The sequence below is a fragment of the Acidobacteriaceae bacterium genome, assembly GCA_035944135.1.
GTDB lineage: Bacteria > Acidobacteriota > Terriglobia > Terriglobales > Acidobacteriaceae > Granulicella.
On sequence record DASZBM010000002.1, the window covers coordinates 1,410,154 to 1,435,725 of the forward strand.

Genomic DNA, 25,572 nt, shown 5'->3' on the forward strand with positions numbered 1-25,572 from the left:
ATCTCGCTCGGGTGACCGGTTCCTGACCGGCGCCCGAAGCGATTTCAGCGCGTCCGTTGCGCTCCCCCGCATCGGGAGGCACTTTGAGCCATCATCAAATTCCTCCACACGACGAGCGTCCCCTCGTTCATCTCGGCATCGACCTCGGCGGCACCAGTCTGCGCGTCGGCGCGTTTGACGACGACATGCAGCTCCTCGCCAGCCGCGTCATGCCCACGCGCGTAAGCTCCGGCCCGCAGGCCGTTGTCACTGACATGGCCGACGCCATCGCCTCCCTGCTGGACGAAACCATCGCGCGGGCCGAAGCCATCGGCCTCGGCAGCCCCGGCCCGCTGAATCTGATCGACGGCACACTCGGCCAGCTTCCCAATTTTCCCGCCTGGGACTTCTTCCCGCTGCGCACGTCGCTCGAAGAACTCACCGGGCTTCCTGTGATTCTGGACGGAGACGCCAACGCCGCCGCGCTCGCGGAGTGGAAGCTTGGCGCGGGCCGCAACGAGGGCGTCGACTCGATGGCGATGATCACGCTCGGCACCGGTGTCGGCTCCGGAATCATCCTGGACGGCCGCATCTGGCAGGGCATGGTCGGCATGGGTGGCGAGGTCGGCCACGTCTCGGTGAACTACGAGGGCCCGGTCTGCTCGTGCGGCGGCCGCGGCTGCCTCGAGTACTATGCCTCCGCCACCGGCATTGAGCGTGCTGCCCGCGCCCTTGCCTCGCACTCAGGCGGCCCACTCGCTGAACTCTTCGCCAGCAACAAATCCGCCACAGCTCGCATGATCGCCCAGATTGCGCAGTCAGGCGATCGCGAAGCCCGTGCCATCTACACGCAGGTCGGCCGTTATCTCGGACGGGGCCTCGCCTGTCTCGTGAATACGCTTGATCTTCCTCTTTATGTAATCGGCGGAGGTGTTGCAGCCGCGTGGGACCTGTTCGCGCCGGAGATGTTCCGGACGCTACGCGAACTCAGCTACGTCTACCGCCTGCAGCAGCCGTCACAGCTCACGCATCGCGAGCCCAATCGCCCCTTCGTGACCCGTGCCACGCTCGGTGCAGACGCCGGTCTGCTCGGCGCCGCGATGCTGCCGTCGCTCTCCCAAAGCCTTCCACGACATGAACAGACACCGCACGAATCCCTTCGCTAGCTTCACGCTTCTCGCGTGCGTGCTTCTCCTCTGCAGCGTGTTCGCGCACGCGCAAGCTTCGGCGCCAGTGGCAACAACCCGTCTGCCGCACATGCTGTCGGACCACGCCGTCCTGCAGCGCGATCGCCCCATCCACATCTGGGGCTGGGACGCGCCGGGCGCCGCTGTCACCGTCGACTTCCGCCGACAGCACGCCTCCACGCATGCCGACGATCTCGGCGCCTGGTCTGTGTATCTGAATCCGGAAAAGGCCGGCGGCCCGGACACGCTCACGATCCACGGCAGCACGCAAATCACTCTCTCCGACATCCTCGTCGGCGATGTCTGGTTCGCCTCCGGTCAGTCCAACATGCAGATCCCTCTGCGCGGCTTCCCCGGCTCGGCCGTCATCAAGGACGCCGACAAGGAGATCGCCTCCGCGAACGACCCCTCAGTCTGCGGGCAGATTCACCTCCTCGTCGTCCCCATAAAGTCCAACGACTTTCCGCTCGACGACCAACCCTCCTCCTGGACTCCGTGCAATTCGACGACTGCGACGGAATTCTCCGCTGTCGCCTTCTTCTTCGGCCGCGAGATTCACGCCCGCGAGCACATCCCCATCGGCCTCATCGACTCCACCTGGGGCGGCACACCCATCTCCTCTTGGATCTCGCTCTCCGCACTCGCCTCGGACAGCAACCGGATGCCCGTCTTCGCCGCGCGAGCCCGCTTTGCCGATCTGCAGCCACACCTCGCCGCCCAGCAAGCCTACGAGCAACGCACCATCGCCGCCGCCGAAGCCGCCAACCAGCCCGTCCCCCGATACCCGTGGATCAACCCCGACGAATCCTCCTGGGAGCCCGCCTTCCTCTTCAACGGCATGATCGCCCCCGCCACGCCCTACACCATCCGCGGCTTCCTCTGGTACCAGGGCGAAACCGATTCCAACCCTGAGCTCTTCACCCCGCAGCTCTACAATCGTCTGCTCCCCACGCTCATCCACGACTGGCGCGCCCGCTGGAACGAAGGCGACCTTCCGTTCCTGTACGCGCAGATCTCAAACTTCAACTCACCGCTTGAAGATTGGGGCACCATCCGTGACGCCGAGCGCCAGACGCTCGCTGTGACCAACACTGCCATGGCCGTCACGCTCGACGTCGGCGCGCAAGACAACGTTCATCCACCCGACAAGCAGACTGTCGCGACCCGACTCGCGCTCGGCGCGCGCGATCTCGTCTACGGCGAGCACGTTGAAGACTCCGGGCCGCTGCCCATCTCCGTCACGACCGAGGGCGATGCCCTGCGCGTGTGGTTCTCCCATGCCGACGGCCTCCACGCGACGAGCAGCACGCTGCATGGCTTCGAAGTCGCCGATGCGGACGGCCGCTTCCACACTGCCGACGCCACCATCGAGGGCACGACCGTGGTCGTTCGCTCTGCGAACATTTCGCACCCGACACGCATACGCTACGCCTGGTCCAGCTTCACCGACGCCAACCTTGCGAACGGCGCCGGCCTTCCCGCCTCGACCTTCGCGTTACCGTAATCCGATGAAAACCAAATAGTAACTGACACTGATCTTTGAATCCGCCACGTCGTCACATTGGGTTAAACCTTTAACTGGGGGCCCACACGATGACACCGGGGCGACCCTCCAATCCGCGTCAGGCTCCAGCGAAAAAGCGTGCGGTTCGCATGCGCGATGTCGCTGAGCGAGCCGGCGTCGGAATGATGACCGTCTCGCGCGTTCTGAACGGCACGGCGCACGTCGCGGACGACACGAGCGCTCGCGTCTATCGAGCTCTCAAAGAGCTCCAGTACCAACCCAACCTGATGGCGCGCGCGCTTCGCGGCCGCCGCACCCGGTCGATCGGCGTCATCGTTCCCTATTTGTACGACCCTTTCTTCGCTTCGTGCGCGCACGCCATCAGCTCCGTCGCCAAGCAGCACGCCTACACTGTTCTACTTGCCACGTCCGACGAAAACTGCGCGACGGAAACCGAGGCCGCCCACGATCTTCTCCGCCGCCACGTCGAAGGCATCATCGTTATCCCCGCATGCGACGGCCATTCGCATCTCAACGATTCTGAATTCCGCTCGATCCCAAAGGTCGCGCTCGATCGTCCGATCCCGCGTTCGCGCATCGATCAGGTCGTCGTCGAAAACCAGAACGGCGCCGCGCTCGCGACCGAACACCTCATCCAGCACGGACACAAACGCATCTGCTTCCTCGGTCTCGACGAGAAGATCTTCACCATGCACGCCCGCGCAGCCGGCTACATCAAGGCCATGCACGCCGCCGGCCTCGAACCAGAGCGCTTCTTCAACGCCGGTGACGAAGTTGCGACGCTCGACTTCCTCCGCGCCGTCTGTACACGCTCCGATCCCGTCACCGCTGTCTTCGCGGCGAACGGCCTCTCATCCCGCCACGCTCTCCGTGCACTGGCGGCGCTCAACATTCAAATCCCGGAACAACTCGCGTTCATCGGCTTCGACGATTTCGACCTCGCCGACATACTCCGTCCGTCGCTCACCGTCATTCGCCAGCCTGTGCAGCGCGCCGGCGAAGAGGCCGCCCAACTCCTCTTCACCCGCCTCGAAAGCAATCCCGCCGCGCCTACGCAAAAATTGAGCCTTCCCGTCGAACTCATCCTGCGCCGCTCCTGCGGTTGCCACCCCGGATAGATCGGCCCGCTTCATTCGTCCGTCCATCGTATGGCCGACGATACATTTGCAACGGAGTGCGCAACCAGGCGTAGACTAGCCGGAATTGGGGTTGATTCAACCCGCTATTAACGCCCTTCTCCTTGCAATGGCGCACCCAGCAGTGGCGCGTTTAGTTCGAGGCGGGCGTCGCCACAACAGGCCCGTACCCACATTGCTGGAAAGGGGACTGAACATGGCACTCGTCGTTGTCGCCGCCAGTACCAAAAGCCCGGATTTCGCCGTCATCGATTTCACAAAATCGCCACCAAAAACAGTGATGGTCGGCGCATCGGCGGCCGGCAATATGGTGGATTGCTATGGAAAATTAGCCGCGGTTGGAGATTGGGGCAGCGGCAACGTGACGCTGTTCGATATCTCGAACCCGGAATCGCCGCTCATAAACGGATCGGTGAATACCGGGCTTAGTAGCATCACAGCAATCTCGATCGACAGCGCGCATGTGCTGGCGGCGGGTCCGAAGTCGAAGAGCGGGCCGGAGCTCGTGCTCATCAGCATCGCCAATCCGAAGAGTCCGCAGGTTGTGTCAACGTACGGAAAAACTGGCTTGTCGGGCACCGAGAGTATTTCGGGCGTCGTGATCCGCGGTGGGAATGCGCTGAGTTGCCAGACCTACGGCTGCCTCGTGATGAACTACGCCAGCCCGTCGCACCCGACTGGGGATGGATACCCGAGCACAGGCAGTTCGGTCAACCTGAACGGTCAGGTGCTGGGAGATTTCGATGGGAAGAACGCTGTCATCACCGCGCCGCCACCGGATTGGAACGGAACGCAGCCCATTGATGTTTATTTGTTCAGCATTGCGAATGGCATAGGGACGCAACCACCGACGCCGCTATACACAGGAGGGACTCCGCTGTCCTCCGTCGCCATCGCGGAGATACCGCAGGGTGGCCGCTACCTGGCGACCGCCGGTTTGACGGAAGTCGGCATCCAGGCCTTCCCGGAGGGCCTCCCGAATACGTCGACAGGTTTTTTTGTGCCTCAGCTCGGCGACGCCAACGCTGCGGTGGCCCTCAAATTCCTGAACAATCCTGCGGTCGCCCCGCTGCTCGCAGTTGCCAACGTGACCAACCAGCATGGTTTTCTGATCACCTCCAATTTCTTCGTGCTCGAGTCCGACGGGCACACTTCGACGCTCCAAAGAGCGACCCCTAACCCGGTAGCGACGGCTGCGCTCGCACCAACCCTGAATCCCACGCTCGGCATCACGGGCTGGACATAGTAGCCAGTCAGTTTCGCTAAACGTTCTCAGTAGTCTTTGCGAGATAGATGCCAGTTCCCCATCGCCATCAGAATTATCTGAAGAGCCTGCGCCCGTTGGGTTCGTGACCATATAGACTGTGTCCGCGCAACGAACCCTCGCAACCTCGGAACGCTTCATGCAACGCAGGCACTTCCTCTTCCTCGCGCCTCTGCTCCCATCCGCCCTCTTCGCGCCCCTCCTGCTTCATGCACGCGCCAGTCAGACGCCACCACAGCACAACCTCGCTGACGAAACACTCAAGCTGAACGAACTCGCGTCGAACATCCACACCATCGCCGACGCCCGGCGCTTCATCGACGCAATCGTCGACTTATTCGCAGACGAACTCCCGCCCACCTGGGCCACCGAATCCCTTCGTGCTCGCCTCGCGCAAGGCGAGTACCTCGCGGTCACCGACCCCCAGAAGCGCATCTCCGAAGAACATCTCGCACAAACCTGGAACGCGTACATCAGCACGATCCATGCACCTGACGACTCCCATGTCTCCGTCGCCGAAATGCACAACCTCCGCGATGGCCTTTTCTTCACCGCCCGCGTGAACTGGAATCGCGGCTTTCTAAACTTCTGGAGCCTGCCATCAATCTTCGCGACGCAGCCCGATGGCACCCTCGCGCCCGCCTGCCGCGTCGTCGAATCCCTTCGCATCCTCTGGGATCTTGCCGACATTCCCGACAACCTGCAGGCCGCCCGTGAGCGCGTTGCAAAGGGCGTACTCACCTCTGACATCTTCAAGCAGGCGCACCAGGGACCACCATCGTCTTCGGTCGGCGGCGGCGGGTACCTGATAGCTCGCGTTAAGAACAATCCGGTTGAGACCGCCGAAAACCAATACATCCGCGACCACGGCATGGTGGCATTCAGCACTACCGTCGAGACGATGCTCAACTCGCTCTTGACCGTGTAGCAGCCGCCTTCAGTGCTTCACCTATCACCCTGCTTGCTCACTTCGAGCACGGTCACCGACATCTCCTGGCCGCCCGAAACGAGTTCTAACCCCAGGCTCGATCGCAGCACGGCATTCAAGCTTTCAACGTCTCCTCCGGCAACTTTGAATCGCGCGTCATACGTGCCCTTGATGCCTGTTTCGTTAATCACAGGAGTTTCCAGTCCGGTGGCCAGTATGTACGCGAGATCACCCATCGTCCCGTTCATCAGAAGAAACATGCCGTGCCAGTAGCCTCGCTTCACCGCGTGCGTTGAAGCCGACGGACTCAGCAGCTTGTTACTGGCATCCGTGGCGCGCAAAATGTACGCCGGTTTGGTCACGGTCTTTGACTGAATCTGCAAATGCAAAGCCGCAAGAACTGCCTGTTGCACAACCGAATCCGCAACGCCTTCTGGCACATCAGCAGAATTTACGCGCACGTCAAAGCGCCCGTCGGGCAGCGGGTCTTTCAGAACATAGCGATTCCCGAACGCGTTGAAGACGTCTGTCAGCAGACTGTCGGCATCTTGTCCCAGCAAGTCCCACCCTGTAGGCGGATGTTTCACCAGTGCCTGCTTTGCGTCAGGCGCAGCCTTGGTGACCGACACCGCAAACAGAGGGCGCTCACCACTCGGACTCGATGGTGCGACCACCTCGACGGTCTCCGACATCGGTTTGAACGAGACTCTCTTCCCTTCCGCAACGGCGCGCAAATCTGCTGCACTCACCGAATCAATCTCTGTGACCGCAACAACCTTTCCGCTTCCATCGACGATCACCGTCGTTGGCCTTGAGTTGACTCCATACGTCGCGAACACCTTTCCTGACGCATCGACACCAACCCAGCCGGACATTTTCTTTCTGGTCAGGAATGTCTTCACCGCTGGCAGGTCCTCATCATCAATGGAGATGAACTGGAACTTCGCCGGATCGAGCGACTCTACAAGCTCATTTAGATGTGGAAGGCTCGCCACACAGGGCGAGCACCACGTCGCCCAGAACTCGAGGACCACAACCTTTCCCTTGAGACTCGTCCAATCTGCTTTCGCCCCCGAAGGCGCCTGCAACAGTTCCAAAGAATCCAAAGACGGTGCAGCTGTTCCCTTCGCTGGATGCGCCCAAAGCGAACCTGTCCCTGACATCGCCGCAACGAGAGTGAGAAGGCTGCTTCGCAAAGCTCGAGAAATGAACATGCACGTCCCTTCTACCACCCTATGTAGCAAACTACATTAGGCAATGTCAACGCTGAGACTTACGGTGCTGACAGAAACCGCACAATCTCCGTCATCACGCGAGCGCCCTGGTCGGTCTGAAAAAGAAACTGAGCATGCGCAGATCCGTCCAGCACGATCAATTCCTTCGGCTGAGGAGCCTTCTCATACTGCGCTCGGATCCCAGGCAGTCTCAGGCTGCCGCTTCCTTCGCTGTCCTCGCACGCGACGATAAACAATGATCGCGACTTCAGCCCATCAGCGGGAAGGTTCGGCGCTGCTCCGAGAAATACGATGCGGTCGATTTCACCCCGCGCCGACTTGATCGATGCGTCGCCGGCTGCCGCGCCTCCAAAACTTCCTCCAACCACCGACACGGTTTTCGCTCCATGCGCTTTCAGGTAGCGAACCGCAGCCACTACATCCTTATCAAACGGAGCATTATCGAAATCCCCCTGGCCCGCACCCTTCGAGCAACCGACACCTCTGAAGTCGATGGCCAGTACGCGAAACCCTGCCGATGCGAGTGCCGATGCCTGGTCGCGCCAGCTCTCTTTGTTAAATCTGCCGCCATGAGCCAGCACGACCCCCTTACTGCCTTCTTTCTGACTATCCTGTCCATACATATCGGCGCAGACCGTACCACCATCATCCGTCGCAAACGATATGGTCTGCTGCGCGGGCGCCGCGATGACAAGAGCCAGGGCGACGAAGAGAATTGCTGGCGTCCACCTCCAGATTGCACGATTGCTCTTCATCTTTCGCCTTTGGCCTCGACATCGCTGCTCTGTGATGAGTTGAAGAAATAATACGAGGTGAGAAAGCCTCCGCCAGCTAAACTTCTTCGTACAAATGCGATCCACTCTGCGCGCTCTCTCTATCTCCGCCCTCGGTCTCCTCGCTGTCTCCGCGTCCGCGCAGACAAACTCTGCCGCCCGCGCCACTGCATTCCGCCGCGCCGCCACGCTCACCCGCGGCATCAACGCGTCCGGGTGGTTTGGCGGCTGGGGCGACTACACGCCGGAGCGGACCTCCAAATGGATCACGCCCGACGACCTCGCCACCATGCACAAGCTCGGCTTCACCTACGTGCGTATCGGCGTTGATCCTGTCTACTTCGGCACTTACGGCCGCCCCGACGACCCCTCCAAAGCCGCCCTCTGGAAACGCCTCGACGACGCCATCGACCTCACGCTGAAGTCCGGCCTCATCGTCGACCTCTGTGTCTTTCCCCGTGACGACTACAAGCAGCAGCTCGCCACGTACCGCGGTGCCACGCAGTTCCTCTTCCTCTGGGAGGCACTCGCCCATCACTTCGCCAACCGCGACCCAGACCATCTCCTCTTCGAGCTCATAAACGAGTCCGAGGTCCAGGACCCCTACCGCTGGATTGGCATCGAGTCGGCCGCGGTCACAGCGATCCGCCACATCGACACAACCCACACCATCATCGCCTCCGGCGCGCACTATGATTCACTCGACGATCTTCTCGTCACGCAACCGCTCGCCGACGAAAACGTCATCTACACCTTCCACTTCTACGAGCCCTACCAGTTCACGCATCAGGGCGCGACCTGGGGCTCACCCGAGTGGCTCTACTACAAAAACATCCCATTCCCCGCAACCGTCGACCAACTCGACGCGACCATGAAATCGATTCCCAGCGACATCTCCCGCTATCAGCTCTTCCTCTACGCCGCCGGAAACTGGAACGCCGATACCGTACGCCAGCGCATCACCTTCGCTGCCGATTGGGGCCGCGAACACAACGTCCCGATTCTCTGCAACGAGTTTGGCGCCTACCGTGACACCGCGCCGCCCGACTCCCGCGCCCGCTACATCGAGGCCGTTCGCTCTGCACTTGAAGCCAACCACATCGGCTGGGCCATGTGGGACTGGAGCGGCAACTTCGGCCTGGTCCGCTACCCCGACGCCGGCGACCACGCTCACATCGCGGTCGACCCCGCCATCGCCAAAGCCCTCAACCTCACGCCATAACTCAGATGCCGCAGGCAAGAAAAGACGAGAGCAAATCCGCTCTCGTCTTTTGCTTCAGGATTGAAATGAACTACTGGACTGTCACCTGCATTGTGAAGGGCAACGACATCTGATTGCCGTTCCCATAGGTGATGTATGGATTCTGCGTAATCACCTGGCTTCCAACTTCCTTCGCCGTCACCTGCACGGTGTACGTTCCGGAAGGCGTCACCTGCGCGGTGCTTCCGCCAAGCTGCGTCGTACTGCATCCGCTCGCGCCCGCCAGGATGCCGCAGCAGAGCGCCAGCAACGCCAGCATCCCGATCCGGCTCCGCAGCGACCGCTTCCGTCGGAAGGCGAATCCGAGCGCACCGAGTCCGAGCATCGCGAAGAATACCGTCCCTGTCGGCCGCGTGCGCAGCATCGCAACGCCGGTCGGCACGGTTGTCGTGATGGTCATGATCACGGTCCCGGGGCCGCTGCAGCCCTGCGCCACCGTGCACGGCCCATTGACTCCGCCAACAGTCAGCACCGTTCCCGTCGCCGGCCCGACGTGCACCGAGTTCGGGTCCGAGGGATCGGGCTTCGGATAGACGAACGTGCAGGTCGCGTACGCCGGCAGGCCATCGCACGCCAGTTGCACTGGCAGCGAGTAGTTGTTCAGCAGCCCGTTATACCCAGCGATTCCGTAGCCGAGGATCGACGTCAATGTCAGCGTTGCCGACGCGCTCGATCCCTTCGTCACCGATAGAGAGCCGGGGTTTGAGCTGATCGACACCATCGGATTCCGGAGCGCCGTGTAGTTGATGGCGGTTCCGGTAAACGCGGTGTAGTTCGGGTTCGTGTAAGAACTCGCGCTCCCCGCTCCGGTCGGGCTGTACACCGGTGTGACCGTATAGTTTGTCAGGATGTCCGGAATGGCGTTGTTGCTCGTGTCGATCGTGAGGCAGCTTGGATCAAATTGCGCCGTTCCGTTGGACTGAACCGGGATGGCGGCGCAAGTTGATGTGGATGCCCCCTGGAAGGTTACCGAGCCGTAATTGGTACCGATGACTTTGCCGTTCTGATCAAGCACCGACTGCCCGATCAGCGGCTGCCCGTCGGTCGGAAGCACTGTAACCGTGTAGTAGGCCGTCGTCAGGTACTGCGAGACCGATCCATCGTATGGCTCCGCGGCGCCCGCGGCGTTGCCCAGCACCAACGGATAATACGGATTTTGTTTCTGCACCTGGGCCATTGTCGGCTGCGTTATCGACACCGCTCCCGCTCCGACCTTCACAGACGAAGTCGCACTGGAGCCTGCATAAGCTCTGTCGCCCTGGTACGTGACCGCAAACTGATAGGTCGCTGCCGCCAGATTCGTCGGCGTGAGCGTGACAGTGCCGTTCGAGAGCGTTCCGGTCAGCGTGATCGGCGTGATGCCATTGCCCGTGACCGTCAGCGTCACCTGCCCCGTCGGCGTCGGCGTTGTGCCCGACGACGGAGTGACCGTGATCACTGTGGGCGCACCGTTGACCGTCGGATTATTCACCGTGATCTTGGTCGTCGACGCGGCGAGCGCTGCGCCAACACCCGTCGCACTCACCGCAACAGGCGAGTTCGCTGCATTGCTCTGCACCAGCACCTGTCCGGTGAGTGTTCCCTGGTCGCCCGGTCCAGGGCTGAAGGTCACCGTGACGGAACACGTCCCACCTACAGCGATCGCAGAGCTGCAGTTCGAAGATGCTCCACTGTAGTCGGCGGTTCCGGAGAAGCCGGTGATGCTCAGCGGAGCGTTGCCGTCGTTCAGAATCGTGAAGGTCGATGAAGCCGTGGCGGACGTGCTGCTCAGCGTACCGAAGTTCACGGACGCATTCGCGCCGATGAAGACGACGTCTTTTGCAACGGAGTCCGCGATGTAAATGTTCTGCGCCTCATCAAGCGCAACCGAAGCGGGCGCAGTGACGCTGGACGCGACCACCGTTTCATCCGCCGGGTTCAGTGTTCCGCTCTCATTCGGAATCCTCACTGTTCCGCCGGTCTGCGCAACATACACGGAGCCCGAAGGATCGACCGCAAGTCCGCTGACCGTGCCGAGCGATGTCAGCAAGGTCGTCTGCGTTCCGGTGGGCGTCACCTCAATCAGATTGCTTCCATCAGCGACGTACAGATTGCTGCTCGAATCCACAGCGAGCGCAGACGGCGCGGTGAATCCGGCAATATCGCTCTCGGTCTGCCCAAAGGGGCTGAGCGTTACACCGATATTGCTAAGCTTCACGACGCGTCCATTCGACGGATCTGAAATGTAGAGATCATCGTTCGCGTCCGTCGCCAGCTTGAGATTCGCCCCCAGGCCGCTCTTGAGCGTCACCTGCGCGGCCGTCATCAGCCCGCTTGGCCCGTTCGGCACCTCGACGACAGTACCGCTGCCGCCATCCGCGATGAAGACATCACCCGCGCCGTCGACGGCAACTCCAGTCGGCGACGTCAACCCTGTTCCAACGCTCGTCGCGGTGCTCGAGCCCTTCGCGAACATCTGCACCGCGCTGAAGCCGGTGTCCGCAACATAGGTGTTGCCCGCCGCATCCACTGCAATCTGGCTAGGCGTCTTCAATCCACTGTCGATAGTCGACTGCGCACCCGGAGAGAGCTGTATAGCCGGTCCCGAGCCTGTGCCGGACAAGGGCATCGATGCCAGCACGTTCCCTGAGCCGTCGAGCATCAGCAGCTTCGCGCTGACACTTCCGGCTGCATGCGGATTGAACGTCACGTTCACGCTGCAGCTGCTGTTCGCCGCGTAAGCGGTGCCAGCCTTGCAGCTTCCGCCCGAGGCGATGCTGAAGTCGGGAGTTTTTGCTCCGGCCTCTTCAATCACGAACGAGCCAGGCGTCGCGCTGCCGTTGAATCCAAACAGAATCGACGCCGGCGTTGAAGAGGACGAGCCGGCAGCCACTGTGCCGAGCGCCGCATTGTTGAACGTGACTGCATAAATCTGCTGCCCGCTCTGGTTGCTGGGCACGTACATAATCCCGCGCGCCCAGTCGATGCTCACCTGCCCGTTTGCAGGAACCGGCGTCAGCAGCACTGCGGAAGAGGTCTGCGGCGTACCGGAAGGATTGGGGATGAAGTACACGCCCTGCTTCGAATCGCTGACGTAGAGATTGCCGTTTGCATCAACCGTCACGCCAGTCACCGCAGGCAGATTCGGATCGACGCGCGTAAGACCCGCATCCGTCGTCAGTCCGGTTGAGCCGGCAGGGATCATCAGCACGCCTGGCAAAGGCTTCTTCTGATCCATCTCTTCAACCACGTAGACGTTGCCGAACTTGTCCTCCGCGACGGACTGCGCGCGCGCCGACATCGCCGAGATAATCAGACTGTTCGCCTGTGTGTTCGTCGACGTGATGCCGGTCCCAACCACGGGCAGCGTAAAGATGAAGTTCCCGCTGTTCTGCGAGGTGACAAGCAGGTTGTTGTGCGGATCGATCGCAATCGCCCACGGCTGGAAATAATAAGGAGAGGTATTTGGCGTATCGCCGCAGGCAAATCCGTACGGTGCGGCAGGCGTGCCAGATCCCTTGGGGCACAGTGCAGTCGAAGAGTTTCCATTCGCCGCGCTGATCGTCGACAAACCATCCCACGACTTCGTCGCAGCGTCGTAGGGGAACCTTCCCAGCACGTTGTTGTAGTTGCCCTCAAGATAAAGATCGTTGTTTGCGCCAATCGCGATGCCGGGATTCGCATAACCACCGAGGCTTCCCGCAGGCAGCAGCGTAATCACCGGTCCTCCGCCGGCTGGATACTCGTACAGTGCGCCGTTGGGATAATCGACAAACAGCAGGTCGCCAAAGGAGTCGATGGCAGTCTGGAAGACCGTCCCCAGGCCGCTGGGAGGCGTGAGCGCCTGTGCGTAGCTCGGCGCCACCACCGGCGTGACCTGGGCCTCTGCTGCCTTGCTCATCGAAGCACAGAACAGCATCATCGTCAGCGCGTGTCCGGAGAACCGGCGAAGCGATGTGAAGGACTTGGTGACCATTCCATTTCTCCCTGAAAGACTGATACCTTCCCTGCGTGCCATTCCTGCGTGGACCCTTCTACTGAATCGTCACTGTGAGCGTGAACGGAAGCGATGAGCGTTGATTTGTCGTCAGATCGATCGTGTAAATGCTCACCTGGTAGGTTCCCGACGGCGTTGTGACCTGCGGCGAGGCCGGCGTATGCGTATAGCCCGAGTTCGTGCATCCGCTAAGGCCCGCAATCGATCCGCCCAGCAGCAGCACGCAGATCGCCGAAAGCAGCTTCGCATTCAGCCTCGTCTTCTTGCGAAGCGCAAGCCCAAGCATCCCCAGTCCGAAAAGGCCCGCATACTCGATCGGCGACGGTCCCTTCCGCAGCGGATCGTGATGCAACGTGCCAACATTTACCGGCAGATTGCTGCTGATCGTCACGTGGCTGGACAACGGCGCGCCCGTCAGGTCGTCTCCGAAATCGAGCGTGGGCACATCAAACGTGCACTCGGCGTACTGCGGCAGCGTTGAGTTATCGCAGTAGAGCGTTGCGCCAAGCTTCGGCCCGTAGCCCTCGAGCGGCGTGATCGTCAACGTGCTCTGCACCGGTACGCCGGCCTTCGTCGTCACGGACGCGGGGTTGGCCGTGATCAACGCGCTCGGCGGAATGATCTCGATCGCCGAGACCGCTGAGGTTGCTTTGGCGAAGTTGAGATCGCCGCTATACACCGCGGTGATGTTGTAGACCTGCCCCAGCTGCGATGTGCTCGGCCCCTGCGCTAGGTTCGACGTGTTGAAGGTCGCGGTGCCGCTAGCATTCAGCGCAGCCGTGCCCAGTACGGTTGACCCATTCATGAACGTCACCGTCCCGGTCGGCGAGCCAAGCTTCGACGTCACCGTCGCCGTCAGCACTGTGCTCGAGCCCTGCTTCACGTAGTACACGCCGTTGGTTGCCGTTATCCCGGCCGGCGTGGAGAGCGTCGCCGTGGAAGCAGCCTGCGCCACCGTGAACGTGTACGTCTTCGAGCTCGAGCTGCCGCCGAAGATCGGGTCGCCATGGTAGCTCGCGTACACGTTGTAGGCCCCACCATTCAGGGCCGTCGCGTTGAAACTCGCTGTCCCGTTCGTGACCGTCGAGTTCAGCACGATCGGCGCCTCGCCCTTGGTCTGCGGTGCCAGCGTCAGCGAAATCTTCCCGCCCGTGGGCGTGTTCCCAGGCGAGCAGGTCGGGTCAAGCGCGGCGACCGTCGCCGTCACCGCTGTGCTTCCCGGATAGCTGACACCCGTTGCCGGATTCAGCGTGATCGTCGTCGATGTCCGGCAGAGGTTGTTCTCCGAGTACGCCTCCAGCGTCGCGCTCGATGTCGGAGCATTCACTGCGTTCGTCGAGAAGCTGAGGCTCCCCTGGCTCAGTCCCGTGTTGGCCGCGGTCACGGTCACACCCAGCGTGCAGGCCGATCCGCTCACCACGGAGGTTGCGCCCGTCGTGTCGCACGGATTCTGTCCATCCGACTGAATCGCGTAGTCGGACGCGTTCGTGCCTGAGAACACCGGCGCCGTTGTCGCGGAGAACAACAGCGGAGCGTTGCCGATGTTGAACACGCTGATGTCCACCGGGTCGCTGGTCGTCGCCGTGTCCACGATGCCGAAGTTGACGGCCGCGTTCGCCAGCATCAGAACGTTGGGTGTCGTGACGTTCGTCGTCACCGGGCCCAGCGGCGTGCCGGTTGTGTTGATCGTCGTCACGTTGTAGGCATCCGCCGTCACATAGAGGTTGCCAAGCGCATCCAGGCCCAGGCCCGTCGGCGCGGTCACGCCTGTGTTGTCAATCGGCGAAGCATCGTTCGCGTTCAGCCCCGAGCTCTCCACCGGAATCCGGATAATCCCGCCGGTCTGTGCGACGTACACCGAGCCCGAAGGATCAACTACAAGTCCGGTCACCGGCGCCGACAAACTGCTCGTGATCGAGGTCTGTCCGCCCCATACATTCACTTCGACCAGGTTCGAGCCGTCCGCCACGAACACGTTCCCCGCGTTGTCCACCGCTACAGCCGTCGGCTTCGTAAAGCCGCTGCCAACAGTGCCCAGCCCCTCCATCACGGAGGTCTGCGGATTATAGATACGCACCACGCGGGCATTCGCCGGGTCGGCGGCGTAGACGTTATCCGCGCCATCGACGGCGAGCTGCACATTGGCGCCCAGCCCCGTCGCCACGGTGGTCTGCCCGGCAGGATTCGGCGTCCCTCCGACTGACGGGATTTCGATGACCTTGCCAGAGTCAGCAATATAGATGTCGCCGTTGCCATCGACCGCAACGCCTGTCGGCGCCGTAAGTCCGGTTCCCACCGGAGAGCCGGCAAACGCGGTCGTCGTTCCGGCCGGGAACAACAGCACCGCGTGCTGTCCTGGGTCAGCCACGTAGGCGTTGCCCAGCGAGTCGCCCGCAACCTGCGCCGGTTGCTTGAGGCTCGTCGCAAGCGGCGTCTGCGCCACCGGCGACAACAGCGCCACCGCCGGTCCGACTCCAACGCCCTGCAGGTATGCCGTGCTTCCCGAGATCACATTGCTCGACTTGTCGAGCATCGAGACCTGCCCCTGGTCGTTGCCAACGGAGTTTGTGCCCGAGGGATCCAGCGACACCCAGTACTGGCAGCTCGAATAGGTGCTATAAGCGGTGCCGGCAGTGCATGGCACGGCTGGTGTCGTTCCAGTCGGCGGTGGATTCGGGTTCGTGCTGGAGGCGATAAAGTCTCCGCCGCCATTCGGCTGCGTCAGCACGATGCTGCCCGGCGTCACGGGCCCGCTGAACGAGAAGAACACAACGCCCGGCGTCCCCGCGGTGCCCACCGGGGTCGAGCCGAGATTCGCCGCTCCCGGTTGCCACACAATGATGTTCCCGGTGCCGGCGATCGGTCCCGAACCCGCCGGCGACCAGTTGCTCGTCGTTCCCGTCGGCAGCCAGAAGAAGCCGCGATAGTCGATGAGAGGATTGGCGTTGATCGCCACCGGCGCGAGGTACTCGGCGTGTTCGAAGTTGAAGCTTGTCGCCGTGACACCGACCGGGCTTCCGCTCTCATTCGGAATCATCAGCAATCCACTCCGCGTGCCTCCATAACTGTCGGTCGCGTCACCGACGTAAATATTCCCCGCCGCGTCATGCGTAAGGCCGTTGAACTTCTCCGTATTGCCTGGATCGATGCGCTGCAGTGAGGACTCAGTGCCCGAGATGCACGCGGTATCCGGCGTGGACGTGCCCGCCTTCATCGCCGAAACGCAGCTCGCAATCGTCGCTGCCGGAATAAAGTAAACGCCCGTGCTGCGGTTCGCAGAGCCGACGTACGGATTCTCAATGAAATAAAGATTGCCGTTGACGTCCACGTCCATCGGCATGATCTTCGCCGCCAGTCCCGTCAGCAGATATTGATATTCGGGCAGGCCGGACTTCGCACCGGACGGAAAATTTGTAACCGTCCCGTCGCTATTCACCGGTATGACCAGCAGCGCGCTCGATGTCTCTTCAGAAACAAACAATAGCCCGCTGCCATCCTTCGCGGGGCTGTCATAGAACGCAACGCCCACCGTTCCCGAGCCGCCGAATCCGGCTGCAATCTGCGGCTCCCAGTTGTCCGTGGTCGCCGAAAAATCCCACGTCCCGTCCGCCGGGTTATAGGGCACGCGGTAGATGTGCTGGCTGCCGCTGTAGCGGTCTGTAATATAGAGCGTCCCTTTGGCATCCATCGCCATGCCCTCGTTCCAGTACGTGCCCGAGGAGTCGATGTTGTTAGCGACAACCTGCAACGTCGTCGCGCCCTTCTTCAACTGATACAGCGAGCCATAACCGCCGCCGCCGCACACATCGAGAAACACCGTGTCTCCGTTGGGCGCGTTGATCGCCTTGTAGATCTGGCAGGGAGCAGGCAGATTCAGCGGGAACGGAATCACCGATCCGGTCGAGACCAGGTTCTTCTGCGCGTTGCCCGCGCCGCTGAAAGACAACATTCCGAGCGCAATCACTAACCCGGAGCGCACCAGCCCCCGGAGATTCGCTGCTGTCTCGATGGCCATAAGACCCCTCCAAAATCTGAATCAATCCCATGCGTTCGGCTGCTGGCCTCTCGCATTCTTTCGGCCGCTTGCAGCCGGCCGGAGCCACAACTTAGAACGTGAACTTGGCTCCCAGTTCCATCAGCCTTGATCCGTACTTGATATTCGCGATGCCGAAATCCGGAGCTCTGAGTTGCGTCGGCGTAAGTGGCTGCCCCGCGACGGCAAAGTTCAGGTTGCCCATATTCAAATTCGTGTTGTCGTTGTTGTTGAACGAGGTCAGCGGATGATTAAGGAAGTTGAACGCAGACGCATGCAACTGCAGGGTCCTTCCCTCAATACCGAAATTCTTATAAAGCGAAAGATTGTGGTTCTGATATGCCGGCCCGTGTATATACGGCAGCCGGTAGGCTCCCTGCCCTGTCGGGTTCGTCGTCACTCCCGCAAAGGGTCCGGTCGTCGGCCCTCCCGGCATCGGCACGCCAAAGCAGAGCGGGTTAATGTACTGTTTGCTCTTTCCTCCGGTTGCCGGATTACAGTTCAGCGTCGGCATCAACTGGTAGTCCGGTGTTCCCAGCCATGTGGTCGGATCCATGTTGGTCACGCAGAACTGGTTGCCGTTCTTGTCTCGCGGGATGTTGTACTCGTTCTCACACACCTGCTGGTAGGAGGTGGAGACCGCCTGCTGCTTCGTAGCCACCTGCACGACCTGCAGCGATCCATATCCAAAGCCAAAGTTCTGGCCCTGCGCCGATGGCAGATCGACACCGCTCTGCCAGCTTGAAATACCGGAAATCAACCAGCCGTTCGCCACTTCCTTCATCAGGGTGCTGTCGCCCTTGTAACGCTTGCCAAGATCCACCTGGTAATGCGCGTTGACGACATGCGTGCGATCGTAGGGTGCCGGGTTGTAGTCGTTGCGCAGGTTCACTGGATCGACAATCTGGTTGTTGTAAGAGGCCGCCGTCGCCAGCGTCTTCGAGAACGTGTAGTTCACCCCGAACGTCACCAGCCCGGTGGATTTGTTCCAGCTCGTCTGCAGGCCGTTGTAGTTGCCGTAGAAGTTATGGTTCAGCATGTAGATGTGCTGATAGAACGGGTACGGACGGAACCAGTCCTGTCCCGCCGTCGTCAGCGAACCGATACTGACCGCACTCAGCTTTCCAGGAAGGTTGCAGAGGCAGAAGCCGTTCGTCGTCTGGTCGCCGAACATGTACCCGCCCGGAATCAGGTTCAGATCGGAGGCCTCGTTATACGAACTGCCCTGGTTGAACGAGCTGAGATGCTGCATCTTCGTGCCGACATACGCAACCTCAACCAGCGAGTTCGCGAAAGCTCCCCTTAGGTGGGTCGTATTGATCCGTTGGGAGATCGTGCCGTTGTACTGATAAATGATCGGCCGCTCTGTGTCGGTCGTGGAGACGACATCGATGTTGAAGTCCGAAGGATTGACCGGCGACTGCTCATCCACACCGTCAAAGTTCCACTGCTGCTGCAGGTAGGTTGTTTTGAAGCCCTGCGCGGTGGCTGCGGCGGCAGCATACGGTGCGAACTCCTCCTGATGCCGGTACTCGCCCCATCCACCATGCAGCACGGTGTTCCCGTGGCCGAATATGTCCCATGCCATGCCGACACGCGGCGAGAAGTAGATGGACTGCGGGCTGTTGACCGAGTTCGAGATGGAGCTCTGCGTTCCGTGCCACACGATGCCCGGATAGTCTGTCGTCGCCTGGCACGAAACCGGCGATCCAATCGCTTCGGTGCACTGCTGCTTGTAAAGCGAGGGCGAGAAGGTCGCGAGCCCGTTGTTATGCTTGTCCGTCCATGGGCCGAGATGCTCAATGCGTGCGCCGAGCATCACTGTGAACTCGTGCAACGCCTTGGCGTGAATCTTCCACTGGTCGTTCACAAAACCGGCCACGGTGTTGTACTGCATGTCCGCGATCGGCGTGAAGTTTGTCTGCGTGAAGCTGTCCGGTGTGCCCAGGTACATCATCGCCACCGGGTTAATACAGGAACCGAGATACGCTGCGCCCGAGAGCCGGCTCGTTCCCGTCGTCTGCGGGTTCTGGCAGGCGATGAACTGCGCGTTCGTGAAGGGCGCCTGCGGATTGCTGTTGTATTCGTAGAAGGAGTTCCCGGGGTTGAAGGTGTACATGCCCTGCGGATAGCCGCCGACCGCGGTTCCGTTGATGATTCCCTTCTCCGCGTACACGCCGAACTGGAAGAAGTGCGCGCCCTTGGTCCAGCTCAGAACCTCCTGCACATCCGGCACGACCTTCTTCAGATGAATCTGGTTGTTGTAGAAGCCGCCGGGCATCAGCAGGTTCGGATACCCCAGATTGCTGTAATCCTGCAGCGCAGGCACGGAGTAGTCGCCCGCATTCTTGTACTCACCCAGGTAGTTGAAGTTGCCATTGCCGCCGTTGTACGAATTCATGCTGAACCGCGACACCGCAGCCGGATTCCCCATGTTGCCGGGCTGGCTGTAAAACGAGATCGCAGCTTCCACCTCGTTGGTCACCGAGCTGCTGAACGTGTGCGTATACGTGAGCGACGCAATATTCGAGATGTCTCCGGTAGTGATGCCGCCCGGATAGAGCACCGAATTGCTGGGAATGTAATTCAGGTTGACCGGCTGGTCCGTGATCTGCGATTGCCGTCCGTAGGCCGCATACACGCTGTTACGATCGTTGATCGCGTAATCCACGCGCGCGTGAAGAATATCGCCGTTCTGATTCACCACGACCGGTTGAATGTAGTTGTAGCCGGACACATTATGGAAGGGGTCCGCGTTCGGGAGAGGCAGCCAGTTCACCAGAGCCACGCCACCCGCGTTCGCAAACGGCTTCACATTGCCGTCCGCCACCATGTTCCCGTTCGCAAGATAATTCTCCGCGTAGCACATCGGCTGAATCGCATTCGGATTCAGCAGCCCATCGGGCCGCGCTCCGCAGAGCTGCGCATTCAGGTTCGCCACGCTGAAGTCACCCGTGCGCTCGGCCAGCGTCGGCACCCATGAATCCAGCGTCGTCGGCGAGAACTTCTGGTTCAGATACTCCAGCCCGAAGAAGAAGAACAGCTTATTGTTGCTTCGTCCGAATCTCGTGCCCGGAATCCACAGCGGCCCGCCGATCGTTCCACCCGGATAGTAGTAGCTTCCATCCGGCCGCGTCTGCTGCAGGTAATTGTTGTCCCAGTCGTTGGAGTTCATCGCCGTGTTGCGGGCATAGAAGTACAGCTCACCGTGGTACGTCGATGTGCCATGCTTCGTCGTCGCGTTGAAGATCGAAGGCCCCTGCGCGTTCACCGCGCTGAACGTCGAGGTCGAAACCTTGGCGCTCTCGATCATGTCCGCGTTCACCGTCTGCACGGTGTTGGTGCGCGATCCGATGTCGGTCAGCGAAACTCCGTCCAGCACCGTCGCCAGGCCCGTCGGTCCCGCGCCGTTGGAGGAGTACCCACCCGTGATGTTGTTATTAATTCCCACCGCCGCCGTGTTCGCCGACGTCTGGTTATTCACGCCCGGGCTGATCACCGAAAACCCTGGCAGCGTCTCAATCAGCTCCGTCGCATCGCGGCCCACGATCGCCAGCGTTTCCAAATCCTTCGACGTAATTACATCGCTGCGCTCCGGCGTGTCCAGCGGCTTCACCGCCTGGCTCTCCGTCGCTTCCACCGTCACCTCAGCCGTGGCCTCGCCAATCTGCAGCTTGATATCGCTGAACGCGATGCGGTCACCCGGGCGCACGGGAAACGGCTTCGACTCCCACGCCTTGAACCCCTGCATCGATACCTTCACCTGGTACCGCACATCCGACGGCACCGACGGAATCGTGAACTCGCCCGTGCCATTGCTCACCGTCCTGCGCTCGGTCTTATTCGAGAGATTCATCAAAACGACACTCGCGTGAGGAATCGCCGCGCCCGTCGAGTCCTGCACAATGCCCGACACGCTTCCGGTCGTCTCCTGCGCCATCACGGGCGATTGCCACAACAGCAGCCCCGCGACCAACAGCATCACCAGTGCGGCTGCCGGCCTGATCCTGGGAAATGACCTCATCGCTACAACCTCCCGTTGGTTTCCTTCCGTTTGACCCGGCTGCACTCCGCCCCACACGAGCGCCTCTCGCAGCCTCTTCTGCCGGTTCATTAATCTGTCCGTTTGCTGTGCCCTTCGCTCGACGGCGCCCACGACATCCATCGATTCCACCCCGTCCAAACCGTCAATTTCGCACCAACGCGCCGCGGGGCCGCAACGCTGCCTATCTCTCGTCCAGAGCTCCACCGGTGTCGTTATCATGAAGGCACCAGCCTTGATATAGAAGCGCCCTGTGACTGTCAAGAAAAATTCCGCTGTGTGCGCTAAAAAATCGATTCAGGCCCACATGCTCGCAATTCTTCCCATTGTTTGAATCGACAACACTTCCCGCCCGCGTCGCCGACGCAGCATCACTCTCTTACGCCCTGAGATATTTTTCCTGCCCACAAAACACGTGAGCGTTCCGCCCTCCGGTTACACTCTCATCCCATCGCGTCCGCGTGGTAGGGTTATCACCGTCCACAACCTCAGCCAAAGGCCACCAACCGAACGAGAGGCTCGATGAAGCTGGAACGCTCTGCTCCCCATTGCTCTGCTCTGCTACCCTGCTTTCTTTTCGTCTCGCTCGCCTGCTCCGCCATCGCCCAGTCCGCTCCCGCGACTCCCGCCTATGGCCCGTACAACGTGCGCTCCATCGCTGGCGGAATTGGGGTTACGAAGCAATTGGCCGCGCACGATCCTCTCGCGCTCTCCGGGTCAGGCTGGTCCCTCGCGCTCTGGGTAAAGCCCGACACCGCTAACGAAACCGCGCTGCTCGCCGGCGTCGGCCAGCCTCTCGAAACTTTCCCTCGCTTCCTTGCTCTGCGCTCCGGAAAACCCACATTCTGGGCCGGTTCGGCCGGGATCCCCGGCCAGCTTGCTGGCGAGAGTGGGCAGAACACACTCGAATCCTCCACCACGCTCGCTCCCAACTCCTGGCACTCCATCGCCGTCTACACCGACGGCGCGGACACGCATCTCCTCGTCGACGGCCACGACGTCGCGCACGCCCCGATGCCCATCGGTCCCGCCACTCCCGAACTGCAGATCGCTCCCGTCGTTACACCCTCCTCCGAGTTCCATCACTTCAGCGGTCTGCTCGCATTCGTAAACCTCGCGCGCGATCTCACACCCGCGGACCGCGAGCAACTCGCTCACCCGCCCACTGATCTCGACAACCTCGCCTTCGACGACGCCTCGAAACCCTGGCCCGTGCAAACTCGCCAATGGATCGGCTACCGCAGTCCGCAGGATCCTGCCACACTCCCGCGCAGCGCCGCTCCTCCGCAGAAGCCTGTCGCGCAACCCGTTCCCCATCTCACCGACACGTTCTCCGACGACAACCGCACCCTCACACTTCGCGCAAATTGGCGAATGGCCGAGGATTCAAACGATTTACCTAATCCCCCGCGTATCTCCGCACCTGGCTTCGACGACTCGCACTGGTACGCCGCCGTCGTTCCCGGCACCGTCCTCACCACGCTCGTCGCGCGTGGCGTCTACCCCGACCCCGATTTCGGCCTCAACAACATGGCCATCCCGGAATCGCTCGCGCACAAACGCTTCTGGTTCCGCACGCATTTCACCGCGCCGCCCTCAACGCTGCACGGCCATCCCACGATTAACTTCAACGGCATCAACTATCGCGCGCAAATCTTCCTCAACGGCCACGCGCTCGGCCGCATCGACGGCGCTTTCACTCGCGGCCGCTTCGATGTCGCCGGCCTGCTCACACCCGGCGACAACGTGCTCGCCGTGCTCATCTCGCCGCCTGACCATCCCGGCATCCCGCACGAGCAGTCGCTCGCCGACGGCCCCGGCCAAAACGGCGGCCTCATGACCATCGACGGTCCCACCTTCGCCGACACCGAGGGCTGGGATTGGATCCCCGCCATCCGCGACCGCGACATGGGCATCTGGCAGGACGTCACGCTCTCCGCGCAAGGCCCCGTCTCGCTCGACACGCCCCAGATCGTCACCACACTCCCACTCCCCGACACCTCGCGCGCCGCCATCACGCTCCGCGTCCCACTGCACAACGCCACTGCCGAAACACTCCACTCCACGCTCGATGTCTCCTTTGAAAACGTGCACATCACCCGCCCCATCACCGTCGCACCAGGCGACAGCAGCGTCACCCTCACACCCGCAGACACACCCGAGCTCAACATCGCGCACCCGCGCCTCTGGTGGCCCAACGGCTACGGCGAGCCCAACCTCTATCACCTCGCCGCTTCCATACACATCGGAAACGAACTCTCCGACGAGCTCCGCTCCAACTTCGGTATCCGCGAGCTCACCTACGAGCTGTCGCTGCTCGACACCACCGGCCATCTCCGCCGCGTCGAGATCGACCCCGCCAAAGCCGCACTGACTGACGACCCGCTCGTCGACGAAACTCACGAAGGCATTCGCGAGACGCCGCTCGGTTGGGTCGCCTCGCTCACGCCCACCGGCGAACACTCACCCGCCGTCCGCGACACCAACGACTTCGCCACGCAGCCCGCCCTCGTCATCCGCGTCAACGGCGTGCGCATCGCCATTCGTGGCGGCGCTTCCGGCATGGAGGACATGCTCAAGCGCGTCAGCCGCGATCGCCTCGAGCCCTTCTTCCGCCTGCAGCGCGACGCCCACATGAACATCATCCGCAACTGGATGGGCCAGAACACCGAAGAATCCTTCTACGATCTCGCCGACCAATACGGCCTCCTCGTCTGGAACGACTTCTGGGACTCCACCCAGGACGACAACATCGAGCCCGACGACTCCGCGCTCTTCCTCCGTAACGCACGCGACACCATCACGCGCTTCCGCAACCATCCCTCCATCGCCGTCTGGTGCGGACGCAACGAAGGCGTCCCCACTCCCGCCCTCAACCGCGGTCTCATCTCGCTCATCGCCTCACTCGACGGCACGCGCTTCTACTCCGCCAGTTCCAACCGCGTGAACCTCCACGACAGCGGCCCTTACAAATATCAGGAGCCATCCGAGTACTTCACGCACCTCGCGCTCGGCTTCGCTGTCGAAATCGGCTTACCGTCCCCGCCAACCCTCGAATCATTCCAAAGCTTCCTTCCTAAAGAAGATCAATGGCCCATCTCGGATGACTGGGCCTATCACGACTGGCACCAGGGCGGGAACGGCGACACCGCCGTCTTCATGCAGGCCATGGACGAGCAGCTCGGCCCTCCATCCTCTCTGCAGGACTTCGACCGCAAAGCCCAACTCCTCAACTATGTCGGCCACCGCGCCGTCTTTGAAGGCTTCAACGCACACCTCTGGAACCCCAACAGCGGACGCATGCTCTGGATGACGCAGCCCGCCTGGCCCTCCACCGAGTGGCAGATCTTCTCGCACGACTACGACACCCACGCCGCGTACTACGGCGCAAAGCTCGCCAGCGAGCCCATCCACATCCAGCTCAACCTTCCCGACCACACCATTGCCATCATCAACAACACGACCACCGCGCTCCCCAACCTCACCGTCCACGCGCAGGTCTTCGATCTCTCCAACCATCCGCTTTCCGAGAGCACCCTCCACCTCGAAAGCGCCTCACCCAATGCCGCAACCAACCTTCAGCGGCTCGCCCTCGAAGACGCGCTCTCCGACAACGGTGTCATCTTCGTGAAGCTCACCCTCACCGACGCGAACAAAAAGCTGCTCTCCCAGAACTTCTACTGGCTCGCCGCGCACGACTCCGACTATCGCAAGCTGAACGACCTGCCCGCAGTCACTCTCCAGGCCTCGGCGACTTCGGAGTCCAGCAACTCCGAAAACCACATCACCGTAAAGCTGACGAACCCCTCGCAGACAACCGCGCTCACCACCAAACTCACGCTGCTTGACGGCCCGAAGGGCCAACGCATCCTGCCCGCCTACTACAGCGACAACTACGTCTCACTCCTGCCCAACGAGCAGCGCACGATCGAAATCACTTATCCATCCTCACCCGCACACGCCCACCCTGTCGTCACATTGCGCGGATGGAACATCACCCCCGCGACGATCAACAGCACGCCTTAACTCGCAGCTCGAAGCTCGCAGCTGGGAGCTGGTCGCGTAACCGCGATTCCTCGGCTATCTGCAGCAAACAAAGACGCAAACCGAGGCGAAGAGCACGAAAAAGGGCAGCCCCCATAGGCCGCCCTATCTCCTTGATTTCAGATACTTTACGCGTAAGCCAAATGGAATGAATACTTTGCGCATCTACATACATCGCAAAGTCTTGAT

The 25,572-nt window shown here is 61.4% G+C and carries 12 protein-coding genes; 7 read left to right on the forward strand and 5 right to left on the reverse strand.

Going from position 1 to position 25,572, the window contains the following annotated elements:
- Window positions 1-83: 83 nt before the first annotated feature.
- From VGU25_08540 to VGU25_08560, 5 genes are all read left to right on the forward strand, one after another.
- Window positions 84-1,145, forward strand: coding sequence for an ROK family protein (locus VGU25_08540; GenBank protein ID HEV2577245.1), 1,062 nt, complete (start codon window positions 84-86; stop codon window positions 1,143-1,145).
- Entirely contained in the window at window positions 1,114-2,670 is a 1,557-nt protein-coding gene (locus VGU25_08545; GenBank protein HEV2577246.1) for a sialate O-acetylesterase, read from the forward strand. Before VGU25_08540 ends, VGU25_08545 begins: the two co-directional genes overlap by 32 nt.
- 149 nt (window positions 2,671-2,819) lie before the next feature.
- A complete protein-coding gene (locus VGU25_08550; protein ID HEV2577247.1) occupies window positions 2,820-3,809 on the forward strand; it encodes a LacI family DNA-binding transcriptional regulator in 990 nt (329 codons plus the stop codon).
- Window positions 3,810-4,023: 214 nt separating this feature from the next.
- On the forward strand, window positions 4,024-5,073 hold the full coding sequence (locus VGU25_08555; GenBank protein HEV2577248.1) for a hypothetical protein: 1,050 nt from the start codon (window positions 4,024-4,026) through the stop codon (window positions 5,071-5,073).
- A gap of 157 nt (window positions 5,074-5,230) precedes the next feature.
- Window positions 5,231-6,019: a hypothetical protein gene (locus VGU25_08560; protein ID HEV2577249.1), complete on the forward strand. Its 789-nt coding sequence runs from the start codon at window positions 5,231-5,233 to the stop codon at window positions 6,017-6,019.
- Between the two features lie 17 nt (window positions 6,020-6,036).
- Here the strand turns inward: VGU25_08560 and VGU25_08565 are convergent, their stop codons facing one another.
- Both VGU25_08565 and VGU25_08570 read right to left on the reverse strand, forming a co-directional pair.
- Complete coding sequence (locus VGU25_08565) at window positions 6,037-7,233, reverse strand: redoxin domain-containing protein (protein ID HEV2577250.1); 1,197 nt, start codon at window positions 7,231-7,233, stop codon at window positions 6,037-6,039.
- A gap of 59 nt (window positions 7,234-7,292) precedes the next feature.
- Window positions 7,293-8,009 carry an alpha/beta fold hydrolase gene (locus tag VGU25_08570; GenBank protein ID HEV2577251.1) on the reverse strand — a complete coding sequence of 239 codons (717 nt, stop codon included), beginning with the start codon at window positions 8,007-8,009 and terminating at the stop codon, window positions 7,293-7,295.
- Between the two features lie 94 nt (window positions 8,010-8,103).
- On the opposite strand from VGU25_08570, the gene VGU25_08575 reads away from it, so the two are divergent.
- Complete coding sequence (locus VGU25_08575; GenBank protein HEV2577252.1) at window positions 8,104-9,249, forward strand: cellulase family glycosylhydrolase; 1,146 nt, start codon at window positions 8,104-8,106, stop codon at window positions 9,247-9,249.
- A gap of 70 nt (window positions 9,250-9,319) precedes the next feature.
- Here the strand turns inward: VGU25_08575 and VGU25_08580 are convergent, their stop codons facing one another.
- The 3 genes from VGU25_08580 to VGU25_08590 form a co-directional block, all read right to left on the reverse strand.
- Complete coding sequence (locus VGU25_08580) at window positions 9,320-13,243, reverse strand: choice-of-anchor D domain-containing protein (GenBank protein HEV2577253.1); 3,924 nt, start codon at window positions 13,241-13,243, stop codon at window positions 9,320-9,322.
- 58 nt (window positions 13,244-13,301) lie between these two features.
- Entirely contained in the window at window positions 13,302-17,279 is a 3,978-nt protein-coding gene (locus tag VGU25_08585) for an Ig-like domain repeat protein (GenBank protein ID HEV2577254.1), read from the reverse strand.
- A gap of 91 nt (window positions 17,280-17,370) precedes the next feature.
- The gene (locus VGU25_08590) at window positions 17,371-21,321 is read right to left on the reverse strand and encodes a carboxypeptidase regulatory-like domain-containing protein (GenBank protein ID HEV2577255.1); all 3,951 of its coding nucleotides are present in this window, start codon (window positions 21,319-21,321) and stop codon (window positions 17,371-17,373) included.
- A gap of 540 nt (window positions 21,322-21,861) precedes the next feature.
- Here VGU25_08590 and VGU25_08595 point away from each other — a divergent pair.
- Window positions 21,862-25,365, forward strand: coding sequence for a LamG-like jellyroll fold domain-containing protein (locus tag VGU25_08595; GenBank protein HEV2577256.1), 3,504 nt, complete (start codon window positions 21,862-21,864; stop codon window positions 25,363-25,365).
- Window positions 25,366-25,572 lie beyond the last annotated feature (207 nt).

Coding starts and splice junctions, on each gene's coding strand:
- VGU25_08580 (HEV2577253.1), bottom strand. CDS start 13,243: ATGGTCACCAAGTCCTTCACATCGCTTCGCCGGTTCTCCGGACACGCG.
- VGU25_08585 (HEV2577254.1), bottom strand. CDS start 17,279: ATGGCCATCGAGACAGCAGCGAATCTCCGGGGGCTGGTGCGCTCCGGG.
- VGU25_08590 (HEV2577255.1), bottom strand. CDS start 21,321: ATGAGGTCATTTCCCAGGATCAGGCCGGCAGCCGCACTGGTGATGCTG.
- VGU25_08555 (HEV2577248.1), top strand. CDS start 4,024: ATGGCACTCGTCGTTGTCGCCGCCAGTACCAAAAGCCCGGATTTCGCC.
- VGU25_08595 (HEV2577256.1), top strand. CDS start 21,862: ATGAAGCTGGAACGCTCTGCTCCCCATTGCTCTGCTCTGCTACCCTGC.
- VGU25_08575 (HEV2577252.1), top strand. CDS start 8,104: ATGCGATCCACTCTGCGCGCTCTCTCTATCTCCGCCCTCGGTCTCCTC.
- VGU25_08570 (HEV2577251.1), bottom strand. CDS start 8,009: ATGAAGAGCAATCGTGCAATCTGGAGGTGGACGCCAGCAATTCTCTTC.
- VGU25_08560 (HEV2577249.1), top strand. CDS start 5,231: ATGCAACGCAGGCACTTCCTCTTCCTCGCGCCTCTGCTCCCATCCGCC.
- VGU25_08545 (HEV2577246.1), top strand. CDS start 1,114: ATGAACAGACACCGCACGAATCCCTTCGCTAGCTTCACGCTTCTCGCG.
- VGU25_08550 (HEV2577247.1), top strand. CDS start 2,820: ATGCGCGATGTCGCTGAGCGAGCCGGCGTCGGAATGATGACCGTCTCG.
- VGU25_08565 (HEV2577250.1), bottom strand. CDS start 7,233: ATGTTCATTTCTCGAGCTTTGCGAAGCAGCCTTCTCACTCTCGTTGCG.